This is a genomic window from Kribbella aluminosa (assembly GCF_017876295.1).
GTDB classification, from domain to species: Bacteria; Actinomycetota; Actinomycetes; order Propionibacteriales; family Kribbellaceae; genus Kribbella; species Kribbella aluminosa.
The window spans coordinates 434,632-459,055 of record NZ_JAGINT010000002.1 but is presented as its reverse complement, the minus strand read 5'-3'; the positions used below and the strand labels follow the sequence as shown (position 1 = coordinate 459,055).

The window sequence follows — 24,424 nt, the reverse complement described above, 5'->3', positions numbered from 1 at the left end:
CTCAATCACCGCGCCCGCCGCGCCCTCGCTCCCGCGAACCGAACTCACGCGAGTCCCTAACCCGCGAACGAGTTTGTGCTTCGTACTCCCTGACCTGCTCCGGCGTCAGCTTCCCGAAGGGCGAGGCGTCTCCATAGGTCACCCCCATCAGGTATCGCACTTGCTCGATGTTCTGTTCGCGGGCCTCCCGGTCCCGCTGCTCCCTTTCCCGCTGGGCCCGCTCCCTTTCCTGCGCTCGCGTTTCCTTCACGGGCTGCGGCGGCGTGTAGCTGCCGAACGCTTTCCACACCTCGTCCAGCTGTCTGCCGTACGAGATCATGGACTGAGCCAGATCGATGGCGGTCCGGCCGTCCCCGAAGACCCGGCTCCCCAGGCCGACCAGTCGCTGGACACTGCCTTTGCCCAGCTGGTTCGGGCCGTTCTTGATGCGGTCCTCGAGTGCTCGGCCCAGCTCCCTGCCGATCCGGCCTTCCCGTTCCTCGATCCTCCGCCGGGCCTCCGCGAGATGCTGGTGCTGCTCCGGGGCCGTCTTCTCGCGCGCGATGGTCTCGGCCCGGTCGAGCGCCTGCGTCTCGCGCGCGCGTTGTTTCGCCTGCGCCTTCTTCCTCGCCTCGCGTTCCAGCCTGGCTCTCCGCTGGTAGTCACTTTCAGGGCTCACGCTTGAACAAACCTCCCTGGCCCGGCGTCTTGAGGTTCGACGGTGGCGCCACGGGAACCCTTCGCGGGCCTGGCTGGCCTGGTCCGGCCATACGTTGACAGCATGGAGGCAACAGGCCTGTGGATATGGTCAAGTGGCAGTCCGAACGCTGGTACTCTTTTTGGTGTGGCCCGGTCCATCGACCGGGCTCGTTGCTTGGCGTCGGCGGCAAGTGCCGGTGTCGAGCGTCCGCATCGCCCTCCTGCCACGGAGAGACCGTGGCCGCCAAGTCCGAAGGAGGTGGAGTTCGCGCATGCGTCGTTATGAAGTCATGGTGATCCTCGACCCTGAGCTCGATGAGCGCACCGTAGAGCCGTCCATCGACCAGTACCTGAACATCGTCCGCAAGGAAGGTGGCACGGTCGAGAAGCTCGACATCTGGGGTCGTCGCAAGCTTGCTTATGACGTGAAGAAGAAGTCCGAAGGCATCTATGCCGTCGTCGACCTGACCGCCGAGCCGGCGGTGGTGAAGGAGCTCGACCGTCAGCTCACGCTGAACGAGTCGATCCTGCGCACCAAGGTCATCCGCCCGGACCAGCACTGAACCTGGGGTCGTCAGCAGCCATCGGTACTGTCGGCACCGGCCGGTACCAATAGCTGTAGACACAGCCACACCCGATAGCAGGAGGAACGGCAATGGCAGGCGAACCACCCATCACCCTGATCGGAAACCTGACGGGTGACCCGGAGCTGCGATTCACGCCCTCGGGCGCCGCGGTGGCGAATTTCACCATCGCGTCAACCCCGCGGACCTTGGATCGGCAGAGCAACGAGTGGAAGGACGGGGAAACCCTCTTCATCTCGTGTGCGGTGTGGCGTCAAGTGGCCGAGAACGTGGCCGAGTCCCTGACCCGAGGTTCTCGTGTTGTCGTCCACGGTCGTCTGAAGGCACGAAGCTACGACGACCGCGATGGGAACAAGCGCACCGTTTTCGAGTGCGACGTCGAGGAGATCGGCGCGAGCATGCGCTACGCGACGCTGAAGATCTCCAAGACCTCGCGCTCCGACGGCGGCGGTTTCGGTGGTGGTGGCGGCAACTCCGGTGGTGGCAACCAAGGCGGTGGCAACCAAGGCGGTGGCAACCAAGGCGGTGGCAACCAGGGTGGCTACGGCGGCGGCCAGGGTGGCGCCCCGCAGAACGACCCCTGGGCAACCCCGCAAGGTGGCGGCAACCAGGGCGGTGGCGGCCAGTCCGCCCCGCAGAACGACCCCTGGGCCAGCCAGGGCGGCGGCTCGATGGAGGAGCCTCCGTTCTGATCGGCCCGCAATTCCGTTAGCGACCATTCCGGCATTCGTGCCGGGCTCTGGAAGTAGGAAGAGAGCACCACAATGGCCAAGATCATTCGGAAGCCCAAGAAGAAGGTTTGCGGCTTCTGCAAGGACAAGGCAACGTACGTCGATTACAAGGACACCGCGCTGCTGCGCAAGTTCATCTCGGACCGCGGCAAGATCCGCGCCCGCCGGGTGACCGGGAACTGCGTGCAGCACCAGCGCGACGTGGCCACCGCTATCAAGAACGCTCGTGAGGTGGCGCTGCTGCCGTACACGAGCACGGCACGCTGAGGGAGGCGCGGACCATGAAGCTCATCCTGTCTCAGGAGGTCGAGGGCCTCGGAGCCCCCGGCGACATCGTCGAGGTCAAGGACGGCTACGGCCGGAACTACCTCGTTCCGCGCGGCCTGGCCATCGGCTGGACCCGCGGTGCCGAGAAGCAGATCCAGACGATCAAGCGGGCGCGTGACGCCCGGGCGATCCAGGGCAAGGAGCACGCGAGCGAGGTCAAGAACCAGCTCGAGCAACTTGCCGTGACGCTGGCGGTCAAGGCGGGTGACACCGGCCGGCTGTTCGGTTCGGTCACCCCGTCCGACATCGCCGGTGCGATCAAGGCCGCCGGCGGCCCGCTGGTCGAGAAGCGGGCGATCGCGATCGGCTCGCCGATCAAGACCACCGGCAAGCACCAGGTCGCCGTCCAGCTGCACCCGGAGGTGGCCGCCACAGTCCGCCTCGAGGTCGCAGCCGGCTGACGTCCCGCCGTACGCACAAGGCCCGCGTCCCCACTGGGGGCGCGGGCCTTCGTCGCTGGAGGTGTATCAGCTTGGCTGTTTCGGGGTCGGCCAGTCGACGGGCTGCGGCTCGGATCCGCTGCCCCGGTCGATGACGGCAACTGTCGGCCAGTCGGTAGGTGACGGCTGATCGTTGTCGGCGAGCGCACGCCCGGTCGGCGGCAGCAGCAGCAGTGCTGCCACCACCACACTCGTGAACCGCGCCGCCCGGCGCCCGTAGCCCCTCATTTCTGCGGATCCAGTGCGTAGAGGACCGAGCTGTACGCCAGGATCGCGTGGTTGGCCGCGATGGCCCACGGCCGAGTCATACCGTCAGGCATCGGGTAGAGCTTTCCGATCGCCGTCGCCGCGTACAACTTGGTCGCCAGGGTGCCGTAGACGAACGAGCCGCTGATCGACAACGGCTGGAAGTCCTTGATCGTCCTGGTCTGGCCTGCGGTCAGGTTGATCAGACACTCGCCCCACGCGGCGAACTTGCGGTTCGGGTCCGGAACCCAGGCCCAGTGCTCGGGGTCTGTGGACGAGGCGTCCCCGCAGACCGCGACGACCTTCCCGCTCGCCGTCGAATGCACCACCGGGATGACCTTTCCGGGCTGTTTCGGGTCCGCCCACAGCACGAGTGCATAGTCGGAGCTCGCGGTGACCACTTCCTGCAGGTTCCCCGCGGGCACGCCTTTCGGCGGCACCGGATTGAGCGGCACCAGGTCCTTGCCCGGCTGCGTCCAGCCGAGCGGACCCTTGGGCAGGGCGTACAAGGTCCGATCGCCCTCGGCCAGCAGCGGAGTGGAGAACCGTTGTCCTTGCGGCGAGGCGGTGAGCTTGCCACCCGACACCACCATCGAGCCTCCGTCGCTGCCCAGCAAGATCAGCGGGGACTTGCCGAAGAACGTCACCTTGGCGCTGTCCGGCAACGGGAGCTTCGACGGCAGAGCGCCGTCGCCGGCCCAGTACGACAAGGTGTCCGGCGACGCGACAGCGAGCACCAGCTTGGAGTCGATCGTGGTGTAGACCGGGCTCAGCGAGTCCTTCGTTACTTTGTCCTGCCACAGCAGCTTGCCGCTGCTGGTGAAGACCGCGACCTTCTGATCGGTTGTCAGGATGGCGACCTCGGTGCCGTCCGGCCTGATCGCCGGCGTGCTGTTCGGGGCCATGTCGACGGTCCAGCTGGCGTGCGTCGACCAGCCCGGCGGCTGGGTCCGGGGCGGGAACTCGTCCGGCCCGACGCTCGGGCCGGGCAGCACCGGCAGCTTGGGCGACGCGGTGACCACGGGCTTGTGGTTGCCGAGCTTGCTGAAGACGGTGATGTACAGCGCCGTACCGGCGATCAGTACGACGGCAACCGCCATCGCCACGAAGATCGGCCAGACCGGCTTCTTGTTCCGTCGGGTGTCGGTGTCGATCGCGTCCACCTGGCCGTCCGGGTGGATGACCAGCGGCCATGAGGCGCCGTCCGCCTCGACGGCGGTCACCTTCACCGCGCGGCCTAGTTGTGCGGCCCGCTCCGCGACCAGCTGGATCGCAGCGGCCCGCGGGTCGGAGTTGTTGAGTGGATGACTACGGCCCGCGATCTTGACCTCGGCGTTGTGGTCGTCGTAGAGCCGAATCGTGACCTTCGGCCAGGAAGGGATCTTCTCAGCCACGATGGCCTCTCATTCCCGCCACAGGTCTCCCTCGTTCATCCGGTTCCGACATCCTCGTTCTAGCATGTCCCCCGCACGAGGCATGCCAGGGATTCCGGGCACGCAGAAACCACGCGGGCCCGGCGGCTCGACTGACCCCGACAAGGGGGTAGAAACATCCTCGCCTGTGGATGGGTCATGAAAGTACACCCGGAAAGCGAGAGAATACGGTGGGCGACTGCCTGTGACGGAACGCGAGAGGAGGGGCCATGACGCAGAACCCGTGGACACGAGAGCAGTCTCCGGGTCCACAACAGCAGGCGTCGGTGGCCCCGGGACCTCAGCCGGACATCACCCCGCGGGGGCCGTCCGCCCCGCAGCACGGGGTGCCGGCGCCCGCGGAGGATCAGCGCTTGCCCAAGTTCGCGATTCCGGCTGCGGACACGTTGTGGTGGGTCGGAGTGCACGGCGGCGCCGGCGAGACCACGATGTCCGTGCTGCTTCCGGGGACCCGGGCGGCCAGCCACCGTTGGCCGATCCCGCCACCGCCGGTGCCGACACCGGTGATCCTGGTGGCCCGGACCCACGGGTCCGGTCTGCGAGCCGCGCAGCGAGCCGCGATCGAGTGGGCCTCGGGAGTCGTTCAGGGCGTCGCCGTGCTCGGCCTCGTGCTGATCGCGGACGCCCCGGGCCGGCTGCCCCGAGTGCTCGACGACTTCGCCGACATCGTCGGCGGAGGTGTCCCGAGGGTCTGGGACATTCCTTGGATCGAGGAGTGGCGTCGAGGGGAGGGTCCCACGCCTGACAACACCCCCGACGAGGTCTTCGAAGTACTTGAATCCATCTACGCACTTCGCGCGTCAAACCCAGCGGACTACCCCGCCCCGTACTGAAAGGTAAGAGAACCATGATGTTGGCACACCACCTGATCACGGAGCTCCCGAACGTGCTCCCCCAGGATGCGCCGCCCGGAGTCGAGGGACCCCTGAAGCAGGTTCTGGGCTGGGTGAAGTGGCTCGCGTACGGCGTCTGCACGCTCGGCATCCTGATCGCCGGCGGCATGATGGCCGTCGGTCAGCGCCGCGGTGAGGGTGGCGAGCACGCCGCCCGGCTCGGATGGGTGCTGGCCGCCTGCATCGTCATCGGCGCTGCCACCGCCCTGACCCAGGCCCTGGGAGGCTGGTAGTAGGTGGGGCTGTTCAGCAGGGGCACGGACTCCGATGGTGATTCCGACGGCGAACAGACCAGCTTCTTCGAGGAGCGTGGTTTCATCGCGTCGGCAATCGTCATCGGAGCGGTGCTTATCTGCCTGGTCGTCTGGTTCATGGCGCGGGGCTCGAACAGCCCGACCGCCGGTCCGAGCCAGTCGCCGAGCACTCTTGCTCCTACCGGACAGCCCACCGAAGTAGAACCCACCGGGGCGCCTGCGACGCCGATCAACACGCCGACCCCGACGCGGACGGCCCCGCCGCCGCCGAACAGCGGTACCGGCGGCTGCCACAACCGGATCCCGAGCCAGACGATTCCGCGGGCCGCGGCACCGCCTGCCGTCAGCTGGCAGTTCGAGGGCAAGATGCTGGTCCCGCTGCAGGCAGAGAACGGGCCGGCCGCCACCAGTCCGGACGGTGTGCGCTCGTGCTTCTCGCACTCGCCGACCGGCGCCGTGCTCGCGGCGATGGTCCTGCTCGGCCAGGTCCAGAACCCGGCGGTCAACGTCGCCGCTCTGCGCACCCGGGTGCTGGACGGCCCCGGTAAGGCCGCAGCGATCGCCGCGGCCGAGCAGGAGAACAAGACTCCGCCGACCGACGCGGGCGGCGAGCTGCAGTTCTCCGGTTTCAAGGTTGTCTACTATCCGCCGAACGCCACCCAGACGGTGATCCAGGTCGCCGCCAACTTCAACAACAAGGCGTACGGCGCGCTGCCGATCACCATGCAGTGGTCCCACGGCGACTGGTACGCCGTACTGCAGGAAGACGGCTCCTTCAACGGTTCCGTCGAGCCGGACATCCTGTCCGGCCTCGACGGCTATGTGAGGTTCAGTGGTGCGTCGTGATCGCGCTCGGATGTTCGTGGTGGCCCTCCGACTGGAAGGACTGCGTCACCGAAGGCCTGAAGACGGCGGTCGAGTGGGCGTTCGGCAAGTTCTTCGACTTCATCTTCCAGGCGATCGCGAAGGTCGTGGTGGCCGCGGTCGAGGCGGTCATGCAGGCCGTCGGCCTGCTCTGGATCAAGATCGGTACCCCGGACATCGCCGCGAACACGCCGGCCCTCTGGATCCAGGGACACACCAAGTTCATCATGGTGTTCGTCGCCTCGCTCGCGGTGATCTACGGCGCGATGCAGATGGCGTTCTCGCACCGCGGTGAGCCGGCCCGCGACATTCTTCGTTCGCTGCTCACCTTGGTCGTGGTGTCGGTGAGTGCGACGACATTCGCCGGCACGCTGATCGCGTACGCGGACGACTTCTCCTCCAACATCATCGATGCGTCGCTGCACGCGCACCACGACAACTTCGCCGGCAAACTCGCCGAGACGATGACGAATCCGCTGAAGAGTCCGGCCGAGCAGTTCGGCTGGCTGCTGGTGATCTTCGTCGGCATCCTGATGGTGATCACCTCGATCATCCAGCTGGGCCTGATGCTCGTGCGGTACGCGATGCTGATCCTGCTGGTCGGTGTGCTACCGATCACCGCCGCGGCGACCAACACCGAGATGGGGATGGCGTGGTTCAAGAAGGCCGTCTCCTGGCTGGTCGCGTTCATCATCTACAAACCGGTCGCGGCGCTGATCTACGCCACCGCGTTCTACCTGATGGGCGCGCCCGATGTGCCCAATGCGGGGCCGGGAACATCGCAGACCCTGAAGATCATCATGGGCATCACGATGATGATCGTGGCAGTCGTCGCACTGCCGGCCCTGCTCCGATTCGTCTCGCCGAAGGCGTCCTGAGATGTTGTTGATTCCGCTCAACTGGGCCACGAATCTGCTGAAGGACATTGTCAGCAGCGTCCTGGCTCCGGTCATGGAAGTGGTGATGAAATTCGTGTTCGAACCGATCCTGCAAGCCATCGGCGGTGCGGTCGGGACGCTGATGAGCACGATTGCGACGTTCTGGATCTATGTCCCGACGCCGGCCGTCGCGAACAAGGACGGCAGCCCCTCCAACGACACGGTGAGCTGGATCTGGGGACACACCCACGAGATCGCGCTCTTCGCGGCGGCCCTCGGTGTGATCGTCGGCGCGATGCAGATGGCCTGGACACAGCGCGGCGAGGCTGCTCGCGAGATCCTCAGATCGCTGCTCACGCTGGCGGTCGCGGCGCTGTTCTCGCTCGCGGTAGCGCAGGTACTGATCACCGCGGGCGATATGTTCTCCAGTTGCATCGTCAGTAGCGCGCTGGACTCGCACAGCACGAACGCTTCCTGGGTCACCGGCTGCCAGAACATCAATTCGGCGGACAACGTGGCCTTCGGCGAGACGATGGCGGCGGTGCTCGGCTTCGGCGCGATCGTCGGGATCGCCGGGTCTCCGATACTGATCGGCATCATGATCGCGGTCGGCGTCCTCACCGTGATCGCCAGCCTGATCCAGATCGTGCTGATGGTCGTCCGGAGCGCGATGCTGATCCTGCTGCTCGGCGTACTGCCGATCGCTGCTGCGGCGACGAACACCGAGATGGGCAGGAACTGGTTCCGGAAGATCGTCAGCTGGCTGCTCGCCTTCATCCTGTACAAGCCGGTGGCGGCGATCGTCTACGCGACCGCGATCCGGCTGGTCTCGAACAACGGCGACCCGCTGCACTTCGACATCACGGATCCGAAGAACACCGGCAGCCTGGTGATGAACGTGATCACCGGTCTCACGATGCTGGTGCTCGCGCTGTTCGCGATGCCGGCCTTGATGCGGTTCATCGTGCCGATGGTCGGCGCGACCGCCGGCGGGGCAGGTGCCGGCATGATCGCGGCCAAGATGGCAGGCATGGACAAGCTCGGCGACATGGCGAACAAGGGAGCCGAGCAGAGCAGCAGCGAGGGCAGTGGCGGCGGCGAGGGGCAAGGGCCGACCGGTGCTCAGAACGTCGGCAACGCACCACAGCAGGCGCCCAGTGGTAGCGGCGCTGCCAGCGGCAGCGGTGAAGGCGCGGCTGCCGCAGGTGGCGAAGGCGGTGCCGCCGCCGGCGCAGCAGGTGGTGGCGGCGCGGCAGCGGGTGGCGGGGCCGCCGGAGGTGGAGCCGCCGCTGCTGGTGGTGGGGCTGCGGCTGCTGCCGGACCGGCCGCGGTCGCGGTTGTCGCGGTGAAGGCCGGAGTGGACGCCACCAAGGCCTTCGGCCAGATGGCTGCTTCCGAGACACTGGGCGATGACGCCGGGGGCGGCGGCGGTGGTGGCGGAGGCGGTGGAGGCGGTGGCGGCCCGACCGGCAGCACCCGCAACACTGCGCAGGGACCAAACGACAGCGGTGGCGACCAGCCACCACCTCCAGCACCGGACGGACCAAGTGGCAGCGGCTGAGAACGTACGACGCGCACCTCGCACCTACGGCAACTGGCGGCAGCCCGCTTCGGCGGGTATCGCCGGTTTGGGCATGCTCGGCACCGGCCTCCTGATGGGTGGCCTGCTGGCGGTGGTCTTCGCGACGATGGCCGGCGGTATCCAGGCCGCCCTCGTCACGTTGCTGATCGTCGGCGTGGGGCTCGGGCTCCTGGTCACCAAGGACAAGCACGGGCAGTCCACGCTGCAACGGCTTTCGACCTACATTGGATGGCAACGAGCAAAGATGGCTAAGCACAACCTTTACCGCTCCGGCCCGCTCGGCCGGACCGCCTGGGGCAAGTTCCAGCTCCCCGGCCTCGCCGCGGCCTCCCAATTGAGTGAGTACCAGGACTCGTACGGCCGGCCGTTCGCGCTGCTGTACTACCCGAGCACTCGGCACTTCACTGTCGTCATCAACGCCGAACCCGACGGTGCCTCGCTCGTCGACGAGGAGCAGGTCGACATCTGGGTGGCGCACTGGGGCCAGTGGCTGGCCTCCCTCGGCCACGAGCCGGGCATCGTCGCCGCGTCGGTGACGGTGGAGAGCGCGCCGGACACCGGCATCCGGCTTCGTCGCGAGGTCGGAAGCAACATGATGGACGGCACGCCACCGATCGCCCGCGCCATGCTCACCGAGGTCGTGCAGACGTACCCGGAGGGCTCCGCGCTGGTCTCGGCCCGGGTCGCACTGACCTTCAAGGGCACCGACCGGAGCGGCAAGCGCCGCAAGGAAGACGACATGGGCCGCGAGCTGGCGGCCCGGCTGCCCGCGCTCACCCAGAGCCTGAACGCCACCGGTGCGGGCGCCGCCCGGCCGGTCAGCGCCCAGGAGCTGTGCGAGGCGATCCGGATCGCGTACGACCCGGCGTCCGCCTCGCTGATCGACGAGGCCCGCGGGCAGGGTATGCCGCCCGAACTGCAATGGACCGACGTCGGCCCCGCCGCCGCGCAGGCGTTCTGGGACAAGTACCGGCACGACTCGGCCTGGTCCGTGACCTGGCAGATGTCGCAGGCGCCGCGTGGCGAGGTCTTCTCGTCGGTGCTGTCGCAGCTGGTCGCACCGCACGCGGACATCGACCGCAAGCGCGTCACGCTGCTCTACCGCCCGCTGGACGCCGGTACGGCGGCCCGGATGGTGGAGGCCGACAAGCGCAACGCGTCGTTCCGCGCTACCGCGTCCTCGCGGCCGTCGGCCCGTAACCTGGCCGAGGCCCGGGCCGCCGACCGGTCGGCGCAGGAGGAGGCCCGCGGTGCGGGTCTGGTGAACTTCGGCATGGTGGTGACCGGGACCGTGATGACCGCGGAGCAGATCCCGGACATGGTCGCCGCGGTCGACAACCTCGGCGCCACCGCTCGCGTCCTGCTGCGTACGGCGTACGGCTCGCAGGACTCCGCTTTCATCGCCGGGCTGCCGCTGGGTGTCGTGATCCAGAGCCACCTCGCGGTTCCGGCCGGGCTCCGGGAATCCCTATGATTGAACTCCACACAGTGGCACCTGGGGAGTCACAGTGAGCGAAAAGAAGCAGAAGAAGCCGGTCGACCCGACCCGCCGGGGCCGGCGGCCGATGCCGCGCGGCTGGCCGGGCCCGGGCGGCGGCTACTCGACGTACCTGCAGGCTCCGCAGGAGTGGCGTGGTACGACGGTCCAGGTCTGCGGGATGTGGCCGTTCGGGGCCGGCACCGGCAGCCCGATGGTCGGCGTACCGATCGGGCGGAACATCCTCTCCGGCGCGACCATGTGCTGCGACCCGATCAGCTGGTTCATGCGGGCCAAGCTGATCTCGAACCCGTCGATGTTCGTGCTCGGCAAGCCGGGCCTGGGCAAGGCGCTCGACGTCGACACACCGATCCCGACGCCCGACGGGACACGCCGGATGGCCGACCTGCAACCAGGCGACTTCGTGTTTGGTGCCGATGGTCTGCCGACGGCGATTGTCGCGGTGTCCGAAGTGATGACCGATCGCGAGTGCTGGGAGCTGACCTTCTCCAGCGGAGAGACGATCGTCGCCGATGCCGAACACCTGTGGGTGACTGAGACCGTCGAGGACCGCCGGCGAGCCTGGGTGGAGCGCAACGTGCCACGCAAGCGGTTGCCGGCGGGCACTGATCTGGAACTGTCCGCCGTCGATGCCGCCCGGGCGAGTCTCGGCGCCGAACCGGTCTCGGTCCGGGATCTGACCCGGACTCTCGGTTGGAACGGCACCACCCGCGAGAGCTCGGTCTACCGCTGGGCGGGTGCTCTGGCTCCGGTCCGGAGTCGAGGCAGCCGGGACTGGTACGACCCGGCGGCCCTGGTCGCCGTAGTGTCGGCGGCTCTCCGCAGGACGAAGAACGATCAGCGCAATCGCACGCCGGAGAAGGAACCCCTGACGACTGCGGAGGTCGCGGAGACCCTGGTTGCAGGTGGCAAGGCCAACCACGCGGTCCGAGTGATGCCGGGCCTCGTACTTTCCGAGGCAAGTCTTCCGCTTGCGCCGTATGTCCTTGGTGCTTGGCTCGGAGATGGACACAGTGCGGCACCACGGCTGACGACGGTCGATCAGGGCATCGTCGACCGGATCCGGGCCGCTGGTATCGAGTGCGAGCCGAATGGTCCGATGGTCTACCGGCTGACGATCCCGGGCACCTATCGGCAGAAGGGCACCGGTCTGACCGAGGTCCTGCGCCGGCTCGGCGTACTGGGTGACAAGCACATCCCGACGTCCTACCTGCGCGCATCGGACGGGCAGCGACGAGAGTTGCTCGCCGGTCTGCTTGACACAGACGGCACAGTCTCCCCGGCCGGCGGTCAGGTGCAATACACCTCGACCTGCCGGTGGCTGGCTGAGGATGTACTCGAGCTCATCGCGAGCCTGGGCTACCGGCCGACCCTTCGAGAGTCCCGGGCAATGCTGAATGGCAAGGACTGCGGCCCGAAGTGGACCGTCGGCTTCACGACGACGGACGAGGTGTTCGGCCTTCGTCGCAAGCATGAAGTGCACGCGGAGCGAACGGTCGGGCAGCCGGCTCGAACCTCACGGCGCTACATCGTGTCGGCCCGCCGGGTTGCCTCCCGGCCGGTCCGCTGCGTCCAGGTCGCCAACCCCGACGGCCTGTATCTGGCCGGGCGTACCTTCATCACCACCCACAATTCCACGATCACCCGGCGGATGGCGCTCGGCCTCGCCGGGTACGGCGTGCAGCCGCTGGTGCTCGGCGACCTGAAGCCGGACTACAAGGACCTGATCCAGGCCCTCGGTGGGCAGGTCATCCAGCTCGGCCGTGGCCGCGGCCACCTGAACGTGCTGGACCCGGGCGAGTCCCGGCAGGCCGCGCTCCGGCTGACCGGCAAGGCCCGGGAGGCGATCCAGGCCGACGCGCACGGCCGCCGGCAGACGATGGTCTCGGCGCTGATCGCGATCATGCGTAACCAGAACCCGAACGACCGCGAGGAGACCATCCTCGACGAGGCGCTCAAGGTCCTCGACGAGCGGTTCCAAGGTACGCCGGTGCTCCGCGACCTGCTGCAGGTCATCCAGGACGCCCCGGACCGGGTCCGCAACGTGGCCCTGGACCGCGGCAGCCTCGACCGCTACCGGCAGATCACCGAAGGCCTCGAGGCCTCGCTGATCGGTCTGGTCGGCGGTGGCCGGCTGGGCGAGATCTTCTCCGAGCAGACCGACAACCCGATGCAGATGGACCGTCCGGTGGTGTTCGACGTGTCCAACGTCGACGACTCCGAGACCAGCCTGCAGGCCGCCGTACTGCTGGCCTGCTGGTCGTACGGGTTCGGCGCGGTCGCGGTCTCGCAGGCGCTCGCCGACGCCGGGCTGGAGCCGCGGCGGCACTACTTCGTCATCCTCGACGAGCTGTGGCGGGTACTGCGGGCCGGCAGCGGCCTGGTCGACCGGGTCGACGCGCTGACCCGTCTGAACCGGCAGCGCGGTGTCGGGATGGCGATGATCTCGCACACCATGTCCGACCTGCTGGCCCTGCAGAACCCCGAGGACCGGATGAAGGCGAAGGGCTTCGTCGAGCGTTCCGGCATGGTGGTCCTCGGCGGTCTGCCGCGGGCCGAGATGGACAACCTGACCGAGGTCGTGGCGATGTCCCAGGAGGAGCAGAACATGCTCATCGGCTGGCAGGACCCGCCGGCCTGGGACCCCGCGACCGGCAAGGAGGCCGCACCTCCCGGCCGAGGCAACTTCCTGGTCAAGGTCGGTGGCCGCCCGGGCATCCCGGTGCACGTCGGTCTGACCACGGTCGAGCGCGAGATCAACGACACCAACAAGCTGTGGACGACCGGTCAGAGCGGCGTGCCGCAGGTGGTCGAGGTCGCACCGGACGGTACCCAGGAGGTCGTCGGGGAGTACCGGATGGACGATCCGTCGATGCTGCCGCCGCCGGACCCGACCACCCGGGTGAACGCCCGGACGGGAGTTGACGAGTAATGGCCGACGGCAAGCGGAGCACCGGCCCGGGCGGGATCTCGCCCGAGGCGATCTTCATCTTCGTGGGCCTGGGCGCGCTCGCGGTCGTGGTGTTCGTGGTGTGGATCGCGCTGAAGGTGGCGTCGCTGGTCAACGGCACGCTGCCGGCGAACAACCCGTTCAACGCGATCGTCGACCTTGCCAAGGGCAACCTGTCCTGGTCCGGCGCGGCGACCGGCGTCCTCCTGGTCGAGGTCGTGGTGCTGCTCGGCCTGGCCGGTGGCGCCTGGTGGTACTTCCGGAACCGGCAGCAGTCGGTCGGCCGGGTCGACCGGCAGGCGTCGCTGATGGCGAAGCGGTCGGAAATCTACAAGCTCACCCGCGAAGGCGCGCAGGAGAAGGCGAACCAGCTCGGCATCGCCGACTCGGGTCCGGGCATCCTGATCGGCCGGACCGTGCAGGACAACCTCGAGGTCTTCGGCAACTGGGAAGACATGCACGTCGACATCTGGGGTCCCCGTACCGGTAAGACCACGTCGCGCGCGGTGCCGGCCATCCTGGACGCGCCCGGCTGCGTGATCGCCACCTCCAACAAGCGGGACATCGTCGACGCCACCCGCGGCCCCCGGTCGGAGAAGGGCCCGCTGTGGGTGTTCGACCCGCAGGAGGTCTGCGAGGAGCCGCCGAACTGGTGGTGGAACCCGCTGACGTACATCACCGACGAGACCAAGGCGCGCGAGCTCGCCGAGCACTTCGTCGCCTCGCAGCGCACGATCGGCGCGCAGACCGACGCGTTCTTCGACGCCGCCGGTACCGACCTGCTGGCCGGCCTGCTGCTCGCCGCCGCGGTGGCGAAGCGGCCGATCACCCAGGTCTACAGCTGGCTGGCCGACCAGCGGAACGACGAGCCCGAGCGGATCCTGCGCAACACCCCGGGCCTGCAGCTGTCCGCGGACGCGCTGGCCGGTGTCATCAACGCGCCGGACAAGCAGCGCGCCGGTGTCTACGGTACGGCGCAGCAGAGCGCCCAGTTCCTGGTCAACCGCAAGGTCACTCGCTGGGTGGTCCCGAACGGCCCGAACGACAACCGCCCCCAGTTCAACCCGCACGAGTTCGTCCGCAAGGGCGGCACGCTGTACAGCCTCTCCAAGGAAGGCGCCGGTACGGCGGGCCCGCTGGTCACCGCGCTGACCGTCGCCGTCGCCGAGGCCGCCGAGCAGTTCGCCCGCGGCTGCCCGCTGGGGCGGATGCCGAAGCCGCTGGTCGGCGTACTGGACGAGGCCGCGAACGTCTGCCGCTGGAAGAACCTCCCGGACCTGTACTCGCACTTCGGCTCCCGCGGCATCGTGCTGATGACGATCCTGCAGTCCTGGGCGCAGGGCCAGGAGTGCTGGGGCGACCACGGCATGGAGAAGCTCTGGGGCTCGGCCAACATCCGTGTGTACGGCGGTGGCGGCGCGGACCCGAACTTCCTCGACCGGCTGAGCAAGATGGTCGGCGAGTACGACATCCAGTCCAACTCGGTGTCGTACAACGAGGGCAAGCGCGGTACCAGCCAGCAGACCCAGCGGCACAACATCTTCGACGTGTCCGCGCTCGCCGCACTGCCGGCCGGGCGGGCCGTCGTCCTGTCGTCGGGTCAGCCGGCCACGCTGGTGAAGACCGTCCCGTGGTTCACCCGGCCGGACGCCGGCGCGGTGAAGGCGTCGCTGGCGAAGTACGATCCCGGAGCGGCGACGAACATCCCGGCGAGCAACAACCCGTGGGTGGCGTCGCAGCAGCCGGCGCTCCAGCAGCGCGGCCCGGAGCGCCCGGTCTGGGAGCAGAACGAGGGGAACACCGGTGGATGGTGAGCAGGAGCTGTTCTATCCGCACGTCGCGGAGTTCGTCGAAGACCGGCTGATCTACCTCTACACGCGGCGGCTCGGGCAGCAGTTCGTCTGGTGCCCCGAGTGGTACCGGCACGCGGAGGCGCTGAGCCGGCTGGACTCGATCTGGCGTGCCTGGGAGCACCTGCGGCTGGACCCGGCGACCGGTATGTCGGTCTGGTGGCGCGACCACGCGGACCCGCACATGATGGCGTTGCTGGACCCGGACGGCCCGTTCGCCGCCTGCCGGAACAACCAGCACACCGACTATCCGATCCCGCCGCTGCCGGTGCAGGAGCCACCGGCCGGCCTGTTCTTCGACCAGCGCCAGCCGAACATCCGCGGCGTCTGAGATGTGGAAGGCAGCGAACCTGCTGCTCGCCTTCCTCGTCGAAATCCTCGCCCTGGGCGTCTTCGCCCGCTGGGGCTGGGACACCGGCGGTACGACGGTGACGCGCGTGCTGCTCGCCGTCGGGCTGCCGCTCGTGGCCGCCGTCCTCTGGGGCCTGTTCGCGGCACCGACGGCAGCTCGCGGACAGGTGCCGCGATGGATCGTGAAGGTGCTCGTCTTCGGACTCGCGGGTGCCGCCCTGTGGAGCATGGGCCACCCGCTGCTCGGCATCGTCTTCGTGGTGGTGGTCGCGGCGAACCTCGCGATCATCCACACCCAGAAGCTGCAGCCCTAGTCAGCGGTCCCGGCGGCGGTCGATGTTGAGGTCGGGCGTGCCGGCTCGGCTCGGGTTCGGCTTCAGGGCTTTGCCCTGCTTGTCCCGGACCTGGCCGTGGCCGCGAACGTGCAGGCGGTCCTGGGGGAGCTGGGCCTCGGGGGCTTCCTCGGGCGGGTTGCGGACGGCGCCGGACGCGTGCGGCTGGGCGTCGCGGGCCTCTTCGCGGTGCTCCCGCGCGGAGGCGTCGTAGTCGTCGGCGATCTCGTCCTCGGCGGTGGACCGGCGCTCCTCGATGGTGGCCAGGTTCTGGAACCGCCGGCCTTCCGCGGCGAGTCCCGCCGACCCGAGATCGTCGGGACGGGCGGCCGCCTCGTCGAGTTCGTGCCGTCCATGGGCGCGGTCGCCGACCCCGCGCTGCTTGTCGTTGGCGGCGTACTGCCGGCGTACGTCGCGGGCCTGCTCGTCGGCGTGCGCGAGCTCCATCGCCCGGGTGGTCTCCGCGGTGGCGTCGAGCACCTCGTCGCGGAGGCGGTGCTCCTCGAGCGCCTGCTCGTCCTTGGTGGCGAGCTCGATCTCCTCGGTGCGGGCGTCCGCGTCCACCTCGTCCAGGCGGGCCTGCTCGTCCGCCTCGTCGAGGTCTTTCCGGGCCTCGTCCTCGAGGTCGTGCGTCGGGAACTTGTCGGCCTCGGCCCGAGCCTTGGCGGCGCGCCGCTCGCGGGCGGCCTCGGTGTCGTCGTCGCCCTGCTCCCGCTGAACGGGATCGAGGTCGACGGACAGGTCGTCGTCGGTGTCGGGCATGCCGCTCCTTTCCTTCTGCTCAACGATGCCGTACCGCGGGGTCAGCGGACAGCTCCCGTGACCAGCCAGCTCTCCCGGCGCTCCCGCGTCGTCAGAGTGAGGAACCGGAGCAACATGTACCCGCCGAACGCCCACCACAGCGCGACGATCCCACCGCCCGCCCAGAGCACCGCCAGCGCCAGCGGTACGTACAGCACGAGCGCCACCACGCCTGCCATCGCCAGGTAGCGCCCGTCCCCGGCACCGATCAGTACGCCGTCCAGCACGAACACGACCCCGTTCACCGGCTGCCACAGCGCGGCCACGATCAGGACGGCCGCCAGCGTCCGGCGTACGTCGGGATCCGAGGTGAACCACGGGACGTAGACGGCCCGCAGCCCCCAGAGCGCAAGGCCGCCGATCAGCCCGGAGAACAGGCCCCACCACATCATCCGGCGGGTGATCGCCCGGGTCCCGGCGACGTCGCCGGCGCCGAGCGCACGGCCGGTGAGCGCCTGCGCGGCGATCGCGATCGCGTCCAGGGCGAGCGCGAGGAACGACCAGAGCGTGAACGCCACCTGATGCGCCGCGACGGACGTCGTACCGAGGGCGGTCGCGACGAACGTGAGCAGGATGATCGCCGCCCGGAGCGTGAGCGTCCGGACGATCAGCGGTACGCCCATCTGCGCCGAGGCCAGGATGCCGGGGCGGTCCGGCCGGAGCTTGGCGCCGTCCCGCCGGGCGCCGCGGACCACGACGACGGCCAGCGCGATCCCGGCGCCGGTCTGCGCGAGCGCCGTACCGAGGGCGGAGCCGGCGATGTTCAGGTGTACGCCGTACACGAGGAGGACGTTCAGCCCGATGTTCGCGAGGTTGGCCGTGATCGCCACGACCATCGGAGTCCTGGTGTCCTGCAGACCACGCAGTACGCCGGTGGCGGCGAGCAGGAGCAGCATCGACGGGATGCCGAAGCAGGAGATCCGCAGGTACGTCACCGCGTAGCCGGCGACCTCGGGCGACGGGTCGAACGCGCCGATGGCCTGCGGTGCGAGCGCCGTACCGAGCAACGCGAGTACGACGCCGAGCAGCAACGCCAGCCAGAGCCCGTCGATGCCCTGGGCGAGCGCGCCCTTGTGATCGCCGGCGCCGATCCGCCGCGCGACCGCGGACGTGGTGCCGTACGCGAGGAAGACGCAGACCCCGACCAGGGTCTGCAGGATCGTCCCGGCGACCCCGAGCGCGGCGAGCTGCGGCGTACCGAGATGGCCGACGATCGCCGAGTCGGCGAGCAGCATCAGCGGCTCGGACACCAGCGCGAAGAACGCCGGGACCGCGAGGCGCAGGATCTCCTGGTCCTGATCGCCGAACAGACTCCGCCGCGGCCTCACCGGGTGCGCACAAGCGTCAGGGGCATGACGGCTATTGTGCCTGGCCCGGCCTGTGGACAACCTGCTCCGTCCCGGACTCCGGAAGATCTTCGGAAGTTTTTCTCCTCCACAGCTGTGCACTGGAGAAATCGCAGGTCAGAGCGCATTTGCGGGTTCCCTGTCCGCAGATATCCACAGGCTTGTGCCCAACCTGTGCACACGACTTCGGTGAGTTACCCACAGTTCTTCCCCACCCCCTGTGGACGGCCAGGTGGCTTTGGGTGACGGGACCGGCGTACGGTCGCGAGGCCGATGCCGTCCGGCGTACAGAAACTGTCCGTCGGGCTGGCTATGGTTCGATCAGGTGTTCGAATCCGGCACCGATGATCGGCAGGGCTGGCGAGGAGGTCGGGCGAAGTGAGCGTGGCGGAGTTCCGCGGGGGCCAGGACGGCGGCCACGAAGAGCGCAGGCCGGAGATGGGCTTCGACCGCACCCCTCCCCAGGATCTGGCCGCCGAGCAGTGTGTGCTCGGCGCGATGATGCTGAGCAAGGACGCGATCGCGGACGTGATCGAGAACCTGCGCAGTACGGACTTCTACCGGCCGGCGCACGAGGTCGTCTTCGACGCGATCACCGACCTCTATGCCCGGGGTGAGCCGGCCGACGCGATCACGGTCGCCGCCGAGCTCAACAAGCGCGGCGAGATGACCCGGATCGGCGGCGCGCCGTACGTGCACACGCTGGTCGCGTCCGTCCCGCTCGCCGCGAACGCGTCGTACTACGCGCACATCGTCCGGGAGAAGGCGATCCTCCGCCGCCTGGTCGAGGCGGGTACGAAGATCGTCCAGCTCGGATATGCCGGCGAGGGCGAGGTCGACGACGTCGTCGACGAGGCGCAGGCGGAGATCTACTCGGTCACCGAGAAGCGCACCGCCGAGGACTACGCCCCGCTGAAGGACATTATGGAGGGCACCCTCGACGAGATCGAGGCGATCGACTCCCGCGGTGACGCGATGGTCGGCGTGCCGACCGGGTTCACCGACCTCGACGAGCTGACCAACGGGCTGCACCCCGGCCAGATGATCATCGTCGCCGCCCGGCCCGCGATGGGTAAGGCGCTCGCGCTCGACACCCCGCTGCCGACGCCGACCGGCTGGACCACGATGGCCGAGGTCGCGGTCGGCGACCAGTTGCTGGGCGCCGACGGGCTGCCGACCACGGTGGTCGCGGCGACCGAGGTGCTGGTGGACCGGCCGTGCTTCCGGCTGTCGTTCTCGGACGGCAGCACGATCGTTGCCGACGCGGAGCACCAGTGGCGCGTCGAGGACGGCGGCCGCCCGGTGATCTGCACGACCGAAGACCTCTACACGGCGATGTCGGCGAGTCCCGGACTGACGCCGTCGATCCCGGGGTCGGCGCCGCGGCAGATCACCGGGCACGGCTACCCGGCCGCGCTGACCGGGGAGGGGGACCGGCGGCTGGAGTGGGTGGACCCGGTCGACAGCGTCCCGGTGCGCTGCGTCGAGGTCGACAACGCCGACCATCTGTACCTGGCCGGCAAGACGATGGTCCCGACCCACAACTCCACGCTGGGCCTGGACTTCGCCCGCTCCTGCTCGATCAAGCACGGCCTGACCTCGTGCATCTTCTCGCTGGAGATGAGCCGCAACGAGATCACCATGCGGCTGCTCTCCGCCGAGGCCAAGGTGCCGCTGCACCACATGCGCAACGGCAAGATGACCGACGAGGACTGGGCCCGGCTGGCCCGCAAGATGGGCGAGGTCTCCGAGGCCCCGCTGTTCATCGACGACTCGCCGAACCTGACGATGATGGAGATCCGCGCCAAGGCCCGCCGCCTCAAACAGCGCCACGACCTGAAGCTGATCATCATCGACTACCTGCAGCTGATGACGTCCGGCAAGAAGGTCGAGTCCCGCCAGCTCGAAGTCTCCGAGTTCTCCCGCTCGATCAAACTCCTCGCCAAGGAGCTCGAGCTACCGGTGGTCGCCATCTGCCAGCTGAACCGAGGCTCCGAACAACGCTCCGACAAACGCCCCATGGCCTCCGACCTCCGCGAATCGGGATCGCTCGAACAGGATGCCGACGTTGTCATCCTGTTGCATCGCGAAGATGCCTACGAGCGGGAGTCGACCCGGCCGGGTGAGGCGGACTTTATCGTGGCCAAGCATCGGAACGGGCCGACTGCGGATGTGGTGGTGGCGTTCCAGGGGCATTACTCGCGGTTTGTGGACATGGCCCACGACGGGTGACGGAGTCAGAAGCGTTGGGTGGCGACGAAGACTGCTAGGGCGAGCAGTACGACGTTGACTGCGACGCTCTGGAACTCGGAGCGGCGGGCGTGGGTGATGATCGCGCCGAGCATGATGGCGGCCAGGCCGATGGCTGCGGTTGGGGTGAGCCAGGGGGCGAGGTTGAGGGCGCGGGGGAGGATCAGGCCGATCGCGCCGGCGATCTCGGCGAGGCCGATGAACTTGATCAGGCCGATCGGGAACGGGGCCGCCCAGCCCATCCGCGGGTTCGCGGCGAGGGCTGCCTTGGTGGCGGGGACCTTCATGACGCCGGACATCAGGAAGAGTGCGGCGAGTACGCCGGAGACGATCCAGGCGGCGACGTTCATGCTGCCACCGGCTGACCGGCGCGGACCTGCTGGAGTGCCGCCGCCCAGGACTCGAGCTGGTCGAAGAGCACCGCGGCCTGCTCGGCGTACTGCGGCCCGGGCTTGAACGTGCTGAAGTTCTCGAAGTCGGTGAACAGCGAGAACGACAGCTGCTGACGTACGTCGGCGATCTGCAGTTCGGCGCTGATCGCGCGCAGGTGCTCGATCGCCCGCGCCCCGCCGAGCGAGCCGTACGACACGAAGCCGGCGGCCTTGTTGTTCCACTCGGCGTACAGGTAGTCGATCGCGTTCTTCAGTACGCCGGACGTCGAGTGGTTGTACTCCGGCGTGACGAACACGAACCCGTCGTACGCCGCGATCGTCGCCGCCCACGCCTTCGTGTGCTCCCCGGCGTACTGCCCGGCCGCGGGCGGGACCGCCTCGTCCAGATGCGGCAGCGGATAGTCGAGCAGGTCGATCAGTTCATAGGTCGCGCCGCTCCGCTGCTGCGCCTGGGTGAGGATCCAGTCGGCGACCGCCTTGCCGTTGCGGCCGGGGCGGGTGCTGCCGAGGATGACCGCGATCTTCAGGTCGCTCATCGCGACGACTCCTTCAAGGAAGAGGATGACTTGAAACTTCAAGTACGACCATAAGGCGATTGACATGAACATTCAAGTCATCGGCGAGCTGGCTATGCTGCAGGCATGGGGAGCGACGCAGCGCGGGAGGCGGCCGAGCCGCGCTGGCTGAAGGCTGACGAGCTCGACACCTGGAAGACCCTCCAGCTCACGATGGCACTGCTCACGAGCGCCCTCGGCGAGCAGCTCCAGCGTGATTCCAACCTGAGCTTCCTGGAGTACTACGTCCTCGCCGGCCTCTCGGACCAACCCGAGCACACGATGCGGCTGAGCAACCTCGCGGTGCTGGCGAACTCCGAGCTGTCCCGCCTGTCACACCTGATCCGCCGCCTGGAGAACCGCGGCCTGGTACGTCGTGAGCCCGATCCGAACGACGGCCGCTTCACGAACGCGATCCTCACGCCCGACGGCTACGAGGAGCTGGCGAAGGCCGCGCCGGGCCATGTCGAACTGGTCCGCAAACTGGTCTTCGACCCGCTGACCGAAGCCGAGGGGCGCGCGCTGCAGAAGGCGATGTCGAAGCTGCTGCCGGGACTGCTCGGCGACTGCTAACGGTTCTTCCAGCGCTCGGCCGAGATCGACTCCTGGGCGAGCAGCCGGAGCGAGGCGATCAGTGTCTCGCCGAGGATCGTCCCGATCACGACCGACTCGGCCAACTGGTCGCGGGTCGGGTTGCTGGTGACCGCGTCGATCTCGAGCTGGGTGAAGCGCTCGACGGAATCCGCATAGGTGTCGAGATGTGCGACGAGGTTGTCCTGGCCGAGGCTGCGGAGGGCGGCGATGGTGTCGATCAACGTGGCCAGAGCGGGCGCCTCGGGGTCGACGGACCAGCCGCGGTCGTGGATCAGCTCGGTGACCTGGGCGGTCGCGGCGGTGCGGGCTTCGTCGGTCGCGGACAGTCGCCGCGTCGGCGTGAGGGCTCGGTGCGCGCGCCCGATCTGCTCGTGCAGGGGCTCGGTGTCCGCGTCGAGCGATTCGAGGATCTCTTTCACGGTGGCCACCGGTACCTGTGCCAGCTCGATGAGTGCGCGGATCAGGCGCAGCCGGCGGACATGCGTCTCGCCGTACGACGCCTGGTTCGGGCTGCTGAGTTCCCCGGCCGGCAGCAGGCCCTCGCGCAGGTAGTACTTGATCGTCGGCACCGGGACGTCGGTGGCCTTGCTGAGTTCCCCGATTCGCATCGCTTGCCTTCCTGTCGTCTGTGATGGATAGTATCAGTATCCATAAGCGGATACCTGAACTATCCATAAGGAGGCGAGTCGGATGATCCCGCTCGTACTGATCCTGGGTGCCGTCGGCTTCCGGGCGCTGGGTGCGCTCGGCGTCCGCCGGTTCGCGACCTGGCCGGCCGCCGCGGCGCACGCGATGGCCGTGATGCTGGTGCTGACCGCGAGCGCGCACTTCGTCCCGGCGAGCGTGACCGTGATGCCCAACCACGCCGACATGGTGCGGATGGTCCCGCCGTTCCTGCCGTACGCCGACGCGCTCGTCTACGGCACCGGCGTCCTCGAGCTGCTCGGCGCTGCCGGTCTGGTGATCACCGCGACCCGCAAGCCGGCCGGCTATGCCCTGGCCGCGTTGTTCGTCGGCCTGCTGCCGGCCAACATCCACGCCGCCGTCGCGCACGTACCGTTCGCGGGCGGCGAGGCGACGCCGTTGTGGCAGCGCATCCCCGAGCAGATCCTCTACCTCGCCGTCGCGCTCTGGGTGGCGCGCGCCGCAACCACCAAAGCCCCTGTCAGAGAAGAGGCCCGAGTATGACCGACGCTTCCCGTACCATCGCCGGTGTCATCCTGCTCACGATCGTGACGATCCAGTTCGGCGGCTACTTCATGACCCGGATCGTCCGCGGTCAGGTGCCGATGACCGACTTCCAGAAGTCCTTCGCCCGCGCGGGCCATGCCCACGCCGGCGTGCTCGTGATCCTCAGCCTCGTCGGCCTGCTGTACGTCGACCAGACCGGGCTCACCGGGTTCTGGCTGTGGGTCGGGCGGCTCGCGATCCCGGTCGCGGCGATCCTGATGTCCGGCGGCTTCTTCGCCTCGTCGGCCGGCAAGGACCGGACCGGCCCGAACCAGTTCCTCTGGATCCTCTGGCTCGGCGCGGCGTCACTGGCGGTCGGGGTCCTGACCCTTGGTATCGGCCTGATCGTTGCCTAGAGCAAATGCGCGCGCGAGCCGTTCGCCCGCTCCGGTGATCAGCGCGGCCGTCTCCGGTGTCGCCTGGTCGACGGTGAAGGATCCGAGCGCCGCGATCGCGGCCACCTGGGTGAGCAGCATGCCCGGCGTGTCCGCGCTGAACCGGACCTTGCAGGACGTCTCGCCGAGCGGCGTGACGATACCCCGGACGACCCCCTCGAACGTCGAGGTCACCTCCGAGGCCGGCACCGAGACCGTCAACTCGACCGTGTGCTGGTACTGCGCCGACACGAAGGACTCCACCAGGTACGTCGGCCCGTCCACCACCCGCGGCGTGAACCGGTGCAGTACCGACGCCACCGAGGAGATCCGGTCGACGCGGAAGATCCGCCAGTCGTCGCGGTCCGGATCGAACGCGAGCAGGTACCACCGCCAGGCCAGCGTCAGCAGTTGATGCGGCTCCACCCGCCGCCGCGTCGTACCCCGGCTGCGCCCGTTGTAGTCGAAGGCCACCACCTCGTGGTTCCGGCAGCAGCGGGCGAGTACGGCGAGCACACCCGGATCGACCTGTGGAAGACCGGGGCGCGGGATCGCCTCCGCAGCCGACCCGACCGCCGCGAGCTGCGGCCGCAGCCGTGCCGGCAGGACCTGCTCCAGCTTGGCCAGCGCGCTCATCGAACTGTCCGCCATCCCGCTCACGCCGCCGCCGGCCGCGCTGACCAGGCTCACCGCGACGGCGATCGCCTCGTCGTCGTCCAGCTGCAGCGGCGGCAGGTGTGTACCGGAGCCGAGGCGGTACCCGCCCGCGGTCCCGGTCGTGCCGGTCACCGGGTAGTCGAGCGCACGCAGCCGCTCGACGTCCCGCCGTACTGTGCGCTCGGTGACGCCGAGGCGGTCGGCGAGCTCGTGGCCCGACCACTCGCGGCGGCTCTGCAGCAGTGACAGCAACCGCAGCAGCCGGCCGGGCATCTCTTTCCTGGCACTCATCCGTCCATGATCCCTTGCGGACAAGATGTGTCCGCAAGGGCCTC

General features: G+C 68.6%; 27 protein-coding genes. 18 read left to right on the top strand and 9 right to left on the bottom strand.

Annotated features, from left to right (window positions below; genetic code table 11):
* Window position 1: 1 nt before the first annotated feature.
* Window positions 2-658: a hypothetical protein gene (locus JOF29_RS23540; RefSeq protein WP_209696643.1), complete on the bottom strand. Its 657-nt coding sequence runs from the start codon at window positions 656-658 to the stop codon at window positions 2-4.
* 292 nt (window positions 659-950) lie between these two features.
* Between JOF29_RS23540 and rpsF the strand changes: the two genes are divergently transcribed.
* The 4 genes from rpsF to rplI all read left to right on the top strand — a co-directional run bounded on the left by rpsF (window position 951) and on the right by rplI (window position 2,721).
* Window positions 951-1,241 carry a 30S ribosomal protein S6 gene (gene rpsF, locus JOF29_RS23535; RefSeq protein ID WP_130386399.1) on the top strand — a complete coding sequence of 97 codons (291 nt, stop codon included), beginning with the start codon at window positions 951-953 and terminating at the stop codon, window positions 1,239-1,241.
* A 92-nt stretch (window positions 1,242-1,333) separates the two neighbouring features.
* Window positions 1,334-1,954 carry a single-stranded DNA-binding protein gene (locus JOF29_RS23530; RefSeq protein ID WP_209696642.1) on the top strand — a complete coding sequence of 207 codons (621 nt, stop codon included), beginning with the start codon at window positions 1,334-1,336 and terminating at the stop codon, window positions 1,952-1,954.
* 72 nt (window positions 1,955-2,026) lie between these two features.
* A complete protein-coding gene (rpsR, locus tag JOF29_RS23525) occupies window positions 2,027-2,260 on the top strand; it encodes a 30S ribosomal protein S18 (RefSeq protein WP_012924539.1) in 234 nt (77 codons plus the stop codon).
* Window positions 2,261-2,274: 14 nt separating this feature from the next.
* On the top strand, window positions 2,275-2,721 hold the full coding sequence (rplI, locus tag JOF29_RS23520) for a 50S ribosomal protein L9 (protein WP_209696641.1): 447 nt from the start codon (window positions 2,275-2,277) through the stop codon (window positions 2,719-2,721).
* Window positions 2,722-2,787: 66 nt separating this feature from the next.
* Here rplI and JOF29_RS23515 read toward each other — a convergent pair whose 3' ends face one another.
* Entirely contained in the window at window positions 2,788-2,988 is a 201-nt protein-coding gene (locus JOF29_RS23515) for a hypothetical protein (protein WP_209696640.1), read from the bottom strand.
* Window positions 2,985-4,400 carry a hypothetical protein gene (locus JOF29_RS23510; protein ID WP_209696639.1) on the bottom strand — a complete coding sequence of 472 codons (1,416 nt, stop codon included), beginning with the start codon at window positions 4,398-4,400 and terminating at the stop codon, window positions 2,985-2,987. Before JOF29_RS23510 ends, JOF29_RS23515 begins: the two co-directional genes overlap by 4 nt.
* Window positions 4,401-4,648: 248 nt before the next feature.
* On the opposite strand from JOF29_RS23510, the gene JOF29_RS23505 reads away from it, so the two are divergent.
* Genes JOF29_RS23505 through JOF29_RS23460 form a run of 10 tightly spaced genes read left to right on the top strand, consistent with a single transcriptional unit; the run spans window position 4,649 to window position 15,873 of the window.
* Window positions 4,649-5,272: a DUF6668 family protein gene (locus tag JOF29_RS23505; protein ID WP_209696638.1), complete on the top strand. Its 624-nt coding sequence runs from the start codon at window positions 4,649-4,651 to the stop codon at window positions 5,270-5,272.
* 14 nt (window positions 5,273-5,286) lie between these two features.
* Window positions 5,287-5,565 (top strand): TrbC/VirB2 family protein, encoded by a 279-nt coding sequence (locus JOF29_RS23500; RefSeq protein ID WP_209696637.1) that lies wholly within the window; start codon window positions 5,287-5,289, stop codon window positions 5,563-5,565.
* 3 nt (window positions 5,566-5,568) lie between these two features.
* A complete protein-coding gene (locus JOF29_RS23495; protein ID WP_209696636.1) occupies window positions 5,569-6,432 on the top strand; it encodes a DUF8175 domain-containg protein in 864 nt (287 codons plus the stop codon).
* Window positions 6,429-7,328, top strand: a complete 900-nt coding sequence (locus tag JOF29_RS23490; RefSeq protein ID WP_209696635.1) for a TrbL/VirB6 family protein — start codon at window positions 6,429-6,431, stop codon at window positions 7,326-7,328. Before JOF29_RS23495 ends, JOF29_RS23490 begins: the two co-directional genes overlap by 4 nt.
* A 1-nt stretch (window position 7,329) precedes the next feature.
* Window positions 7,330-8,889, top strand: a complete 1,560-nt coding sequence (locus JOF29_RS23485; protein WP_209696634.1) for a TrbL/VirB6 family protein — start codon at window positions 7,330-7,332, stop codon at window positions 8,887-8,889.
* Complete coding sequence (locus tag JOF29_RS23480) at window positions 8,876-10,384, top strand: SCO6880 family protein (protein WP_209696633.1); 1,509 nt, start codon at window positions 8,876-8,878, stop codon at window positions 10,382-10,384. Before JOF29_RS23485 ends, JOF29_RS23480 begins: the two co-directional genes overlap by 14 nt.
* A gap of 34 nt (window positions 10,385-10,418) precedes the next feature.
* Entirely contained in the window at window positions 10,419-13,340 is a 2,922-nt protein-coding gene (locus JOF29_RS45505; RefSeq protein ID WP_209696632.1) for an LAGLIDADG family homing endonuclease, read from the top strand.
* Window positions 13,340-15,172, top strand: a complete 1,833-nt coding sequence (locus JOF29_RS23470; protein WP_209696631.1) for a type IV secretory system conjugative DNA transfer family protein — start codon at window positions 13,340-13,342, stop codon at window positions 15,170-15,172. Before JOF29_RS45505 ends, JOF29_RS23470 begins: the two co-directional genes overlap by 1 nt.
* On the top strand, window positions 15,162-15,539 hold the full coding sequence (locus tag JOF29_RS23465; RefSeq protein WP_141856453.1) for a DUF4913 domain-containing protein: 378 nt from the start codon (window positions 15,162-15,164) through the stop codon (window positions 15,537-15,539). The genes JOF29_RS23470 and JOF29_RS23465 overlap by 11 nt, the downstream gene beginning before the upstream one ends.
* Before the next feature lies 1 nt (window position 15,540).
* Complete coding sequence (locus JOF29_RS23460; RefSeq protein ID WP_209696630.1) at window positions 15,541-15,873, top strand: YrdB family protein; 333 nt, start codon at window positions 15,541-15,543, stop codon at window positions 15,871-15,873.
* On the opposite strand, the gene JOF29_RS23455 is transcribed toward JOF29_RS23460, so the two are convergent.
* On the bottom strand, window positions 15,874-16,653 hold the full coding sequence (locus JOF29_RS23455) for a hypothetical protein (protein WP_209696629.1): 780 nt from the start codon (window positions 16,651-16,653) through the stop codon (window positions 15,874-15,876).
* A gap of 41 nt (window positions 16,654-16,694) precedes the next feature.
* Window positions 16,695-18,020, bottom strand: a complete 1,326-nt coding sequence (locus JOF29_RS23450; RefSeq protein WP_307863632.1) for an MATE family efflux transporter — start codon at window positions 18,018-18,020, stop codon at window positions 16,695-16,697.
* A 396-nt stretch (window positions 18,021-18,416) separates the two neighbouring features.
* Here JOF29_RS23450 and dnaB point away from each other — a divergent pair, with 396 nt between their 5' ends.
* Window positions 18,417-20,270: a replicative DNA helicase gene (gene dnaB, locus JOF29_RS23445; RefSeq protein WP_372446344.1), complete on the top strand. Its 1,854-nt coding sequence runs from the start codon at window positions 18,417-18,419 to the stop codon at window positions 20,268-20,270.
* Window positions 20,271-20,275: 5 nt separating this feature from the next.
* Here the strand turns inward: dnaB and JOF29_RS23440 are convergent, their stop codons facing one another.
* Both JOF29_RS23440 and JOF29_RS23435 read right to left on the bottom strand, forming a co-directional pair.
* Window positions 20,276-20,638 carry a DoxX family protein gene (locus JOF29_RS23440; RefSeq protein WP_209696628.1) on the bottom strand — a complete coding sequence of 121 codons (363 nt, stop codon included), beginning with the start codon at window positions 20,636-20,638 and terminating at the stop codon, window positions 20,276-20,278.
* Entirely contained in the window at window positions 20,635-21,216 is a 582-nt protein-coding gene (locus JOF29_RS23435; protein ID WP_209696627.1) for an NADPH-dependent FMN reductase, read from the bottom strand. The genes JOF29_RS23440 and JOF29_RS23435 overlap by 4 nt, the downstream gene beginning before the upstream one ends.
* A 105-nt stretch (window positions 21,217-21,321) precedes the next feature.
* Here JOF29_RS23435 and JOF29_RS23430 point away from each other — a divergent pair, with 105 nt between their 5' ends.
* Window positions 21,322-21,807, top strand: a complete 486-nt coding sequence (locus tag JOF29_RS23430) for a MarR family winged helix-turn-helix transcriptional regulator (protein ID WP_209696626.1) — start codon at window positions 21,322-21,324, stop codon at window positions 21,805-21,807.
* On the opposite strand, the gene JOF29_RS23425 is transcribed toward JOF29_RS23430, so the two are convergent.
* Window positions 21,804-22,436 carry a MerR family transcriptional regulator gene (locus JOF29_RS23425; RefSeq protein ID WP_209696625.1) on the bottom strand — a complete coding sequence of 211 codons (633 nt, stop codon included), beginning with the start codon at window positions 22,434-22,436 and terminating at the stop codon, window positions 21,804-21,806. The two genes, JOF29_RS23430 and JOF29_RS23425, sit on opposite strands and share 4 nt — an antisense overlap.
* 82 nt (window positions 22,437-22,518) lie before the next feature.
* Between JOF29_RS23425 and JOF29_RS23420 the strand changes: the two genes are divergently transcribed.
* Together JOF29_RS23420 and JOF29_RS23415 are read left to right on the top strand one after the other, a co-directional pair.
* Window positions 22,519-23,016 (top strand): DoxX family protein, encoded by a 498-nt coding sequence (locus JOF29_RS23420; protein ID WP_209696624.1) that lies wholly within the window; start codon window positions 22,519-22,521, stop codon window positions 23,014-23,016.
* Window positions 23,013-23,414 carry a hypothetical protein gene (locus tag JOF29_RS23415; protein WP_209696623.1) on the top strand — a complete coding sequence of 134 codons (402 nt, stop codon included), beginning with the start codon at window positions 23,013-23,015 and terminating at the stop codon, window positions 23,412-23,414. The genes JOF29_RS23420 and JOF29_RS23415 overlap by 4 nt, the downstream gene beginning before the upstream one ends.
* Here the strand turns inward: JOF29_RS23415 and JOF29_RS23410 are convergent.
* On the bottom strand, window positions 23,364-24,380 hold the full coding sequence (locus JOF29_RS23410; RefSeq protein WP_209696622.1) for a helix-turn-helix transcriptional regulator: 1,017 nt from the start codon (window positions 24,378-24,380) through the stop codon (window positions 23,364-23,366). The two genes, JOF29_RS23415 and JOF29_RS23410, sit on opposite strands and share 51 nt — an antisense overlap.
* Between the last annotated feature and the right edge of the window lie 44 nt (window positions 24,381-24,424).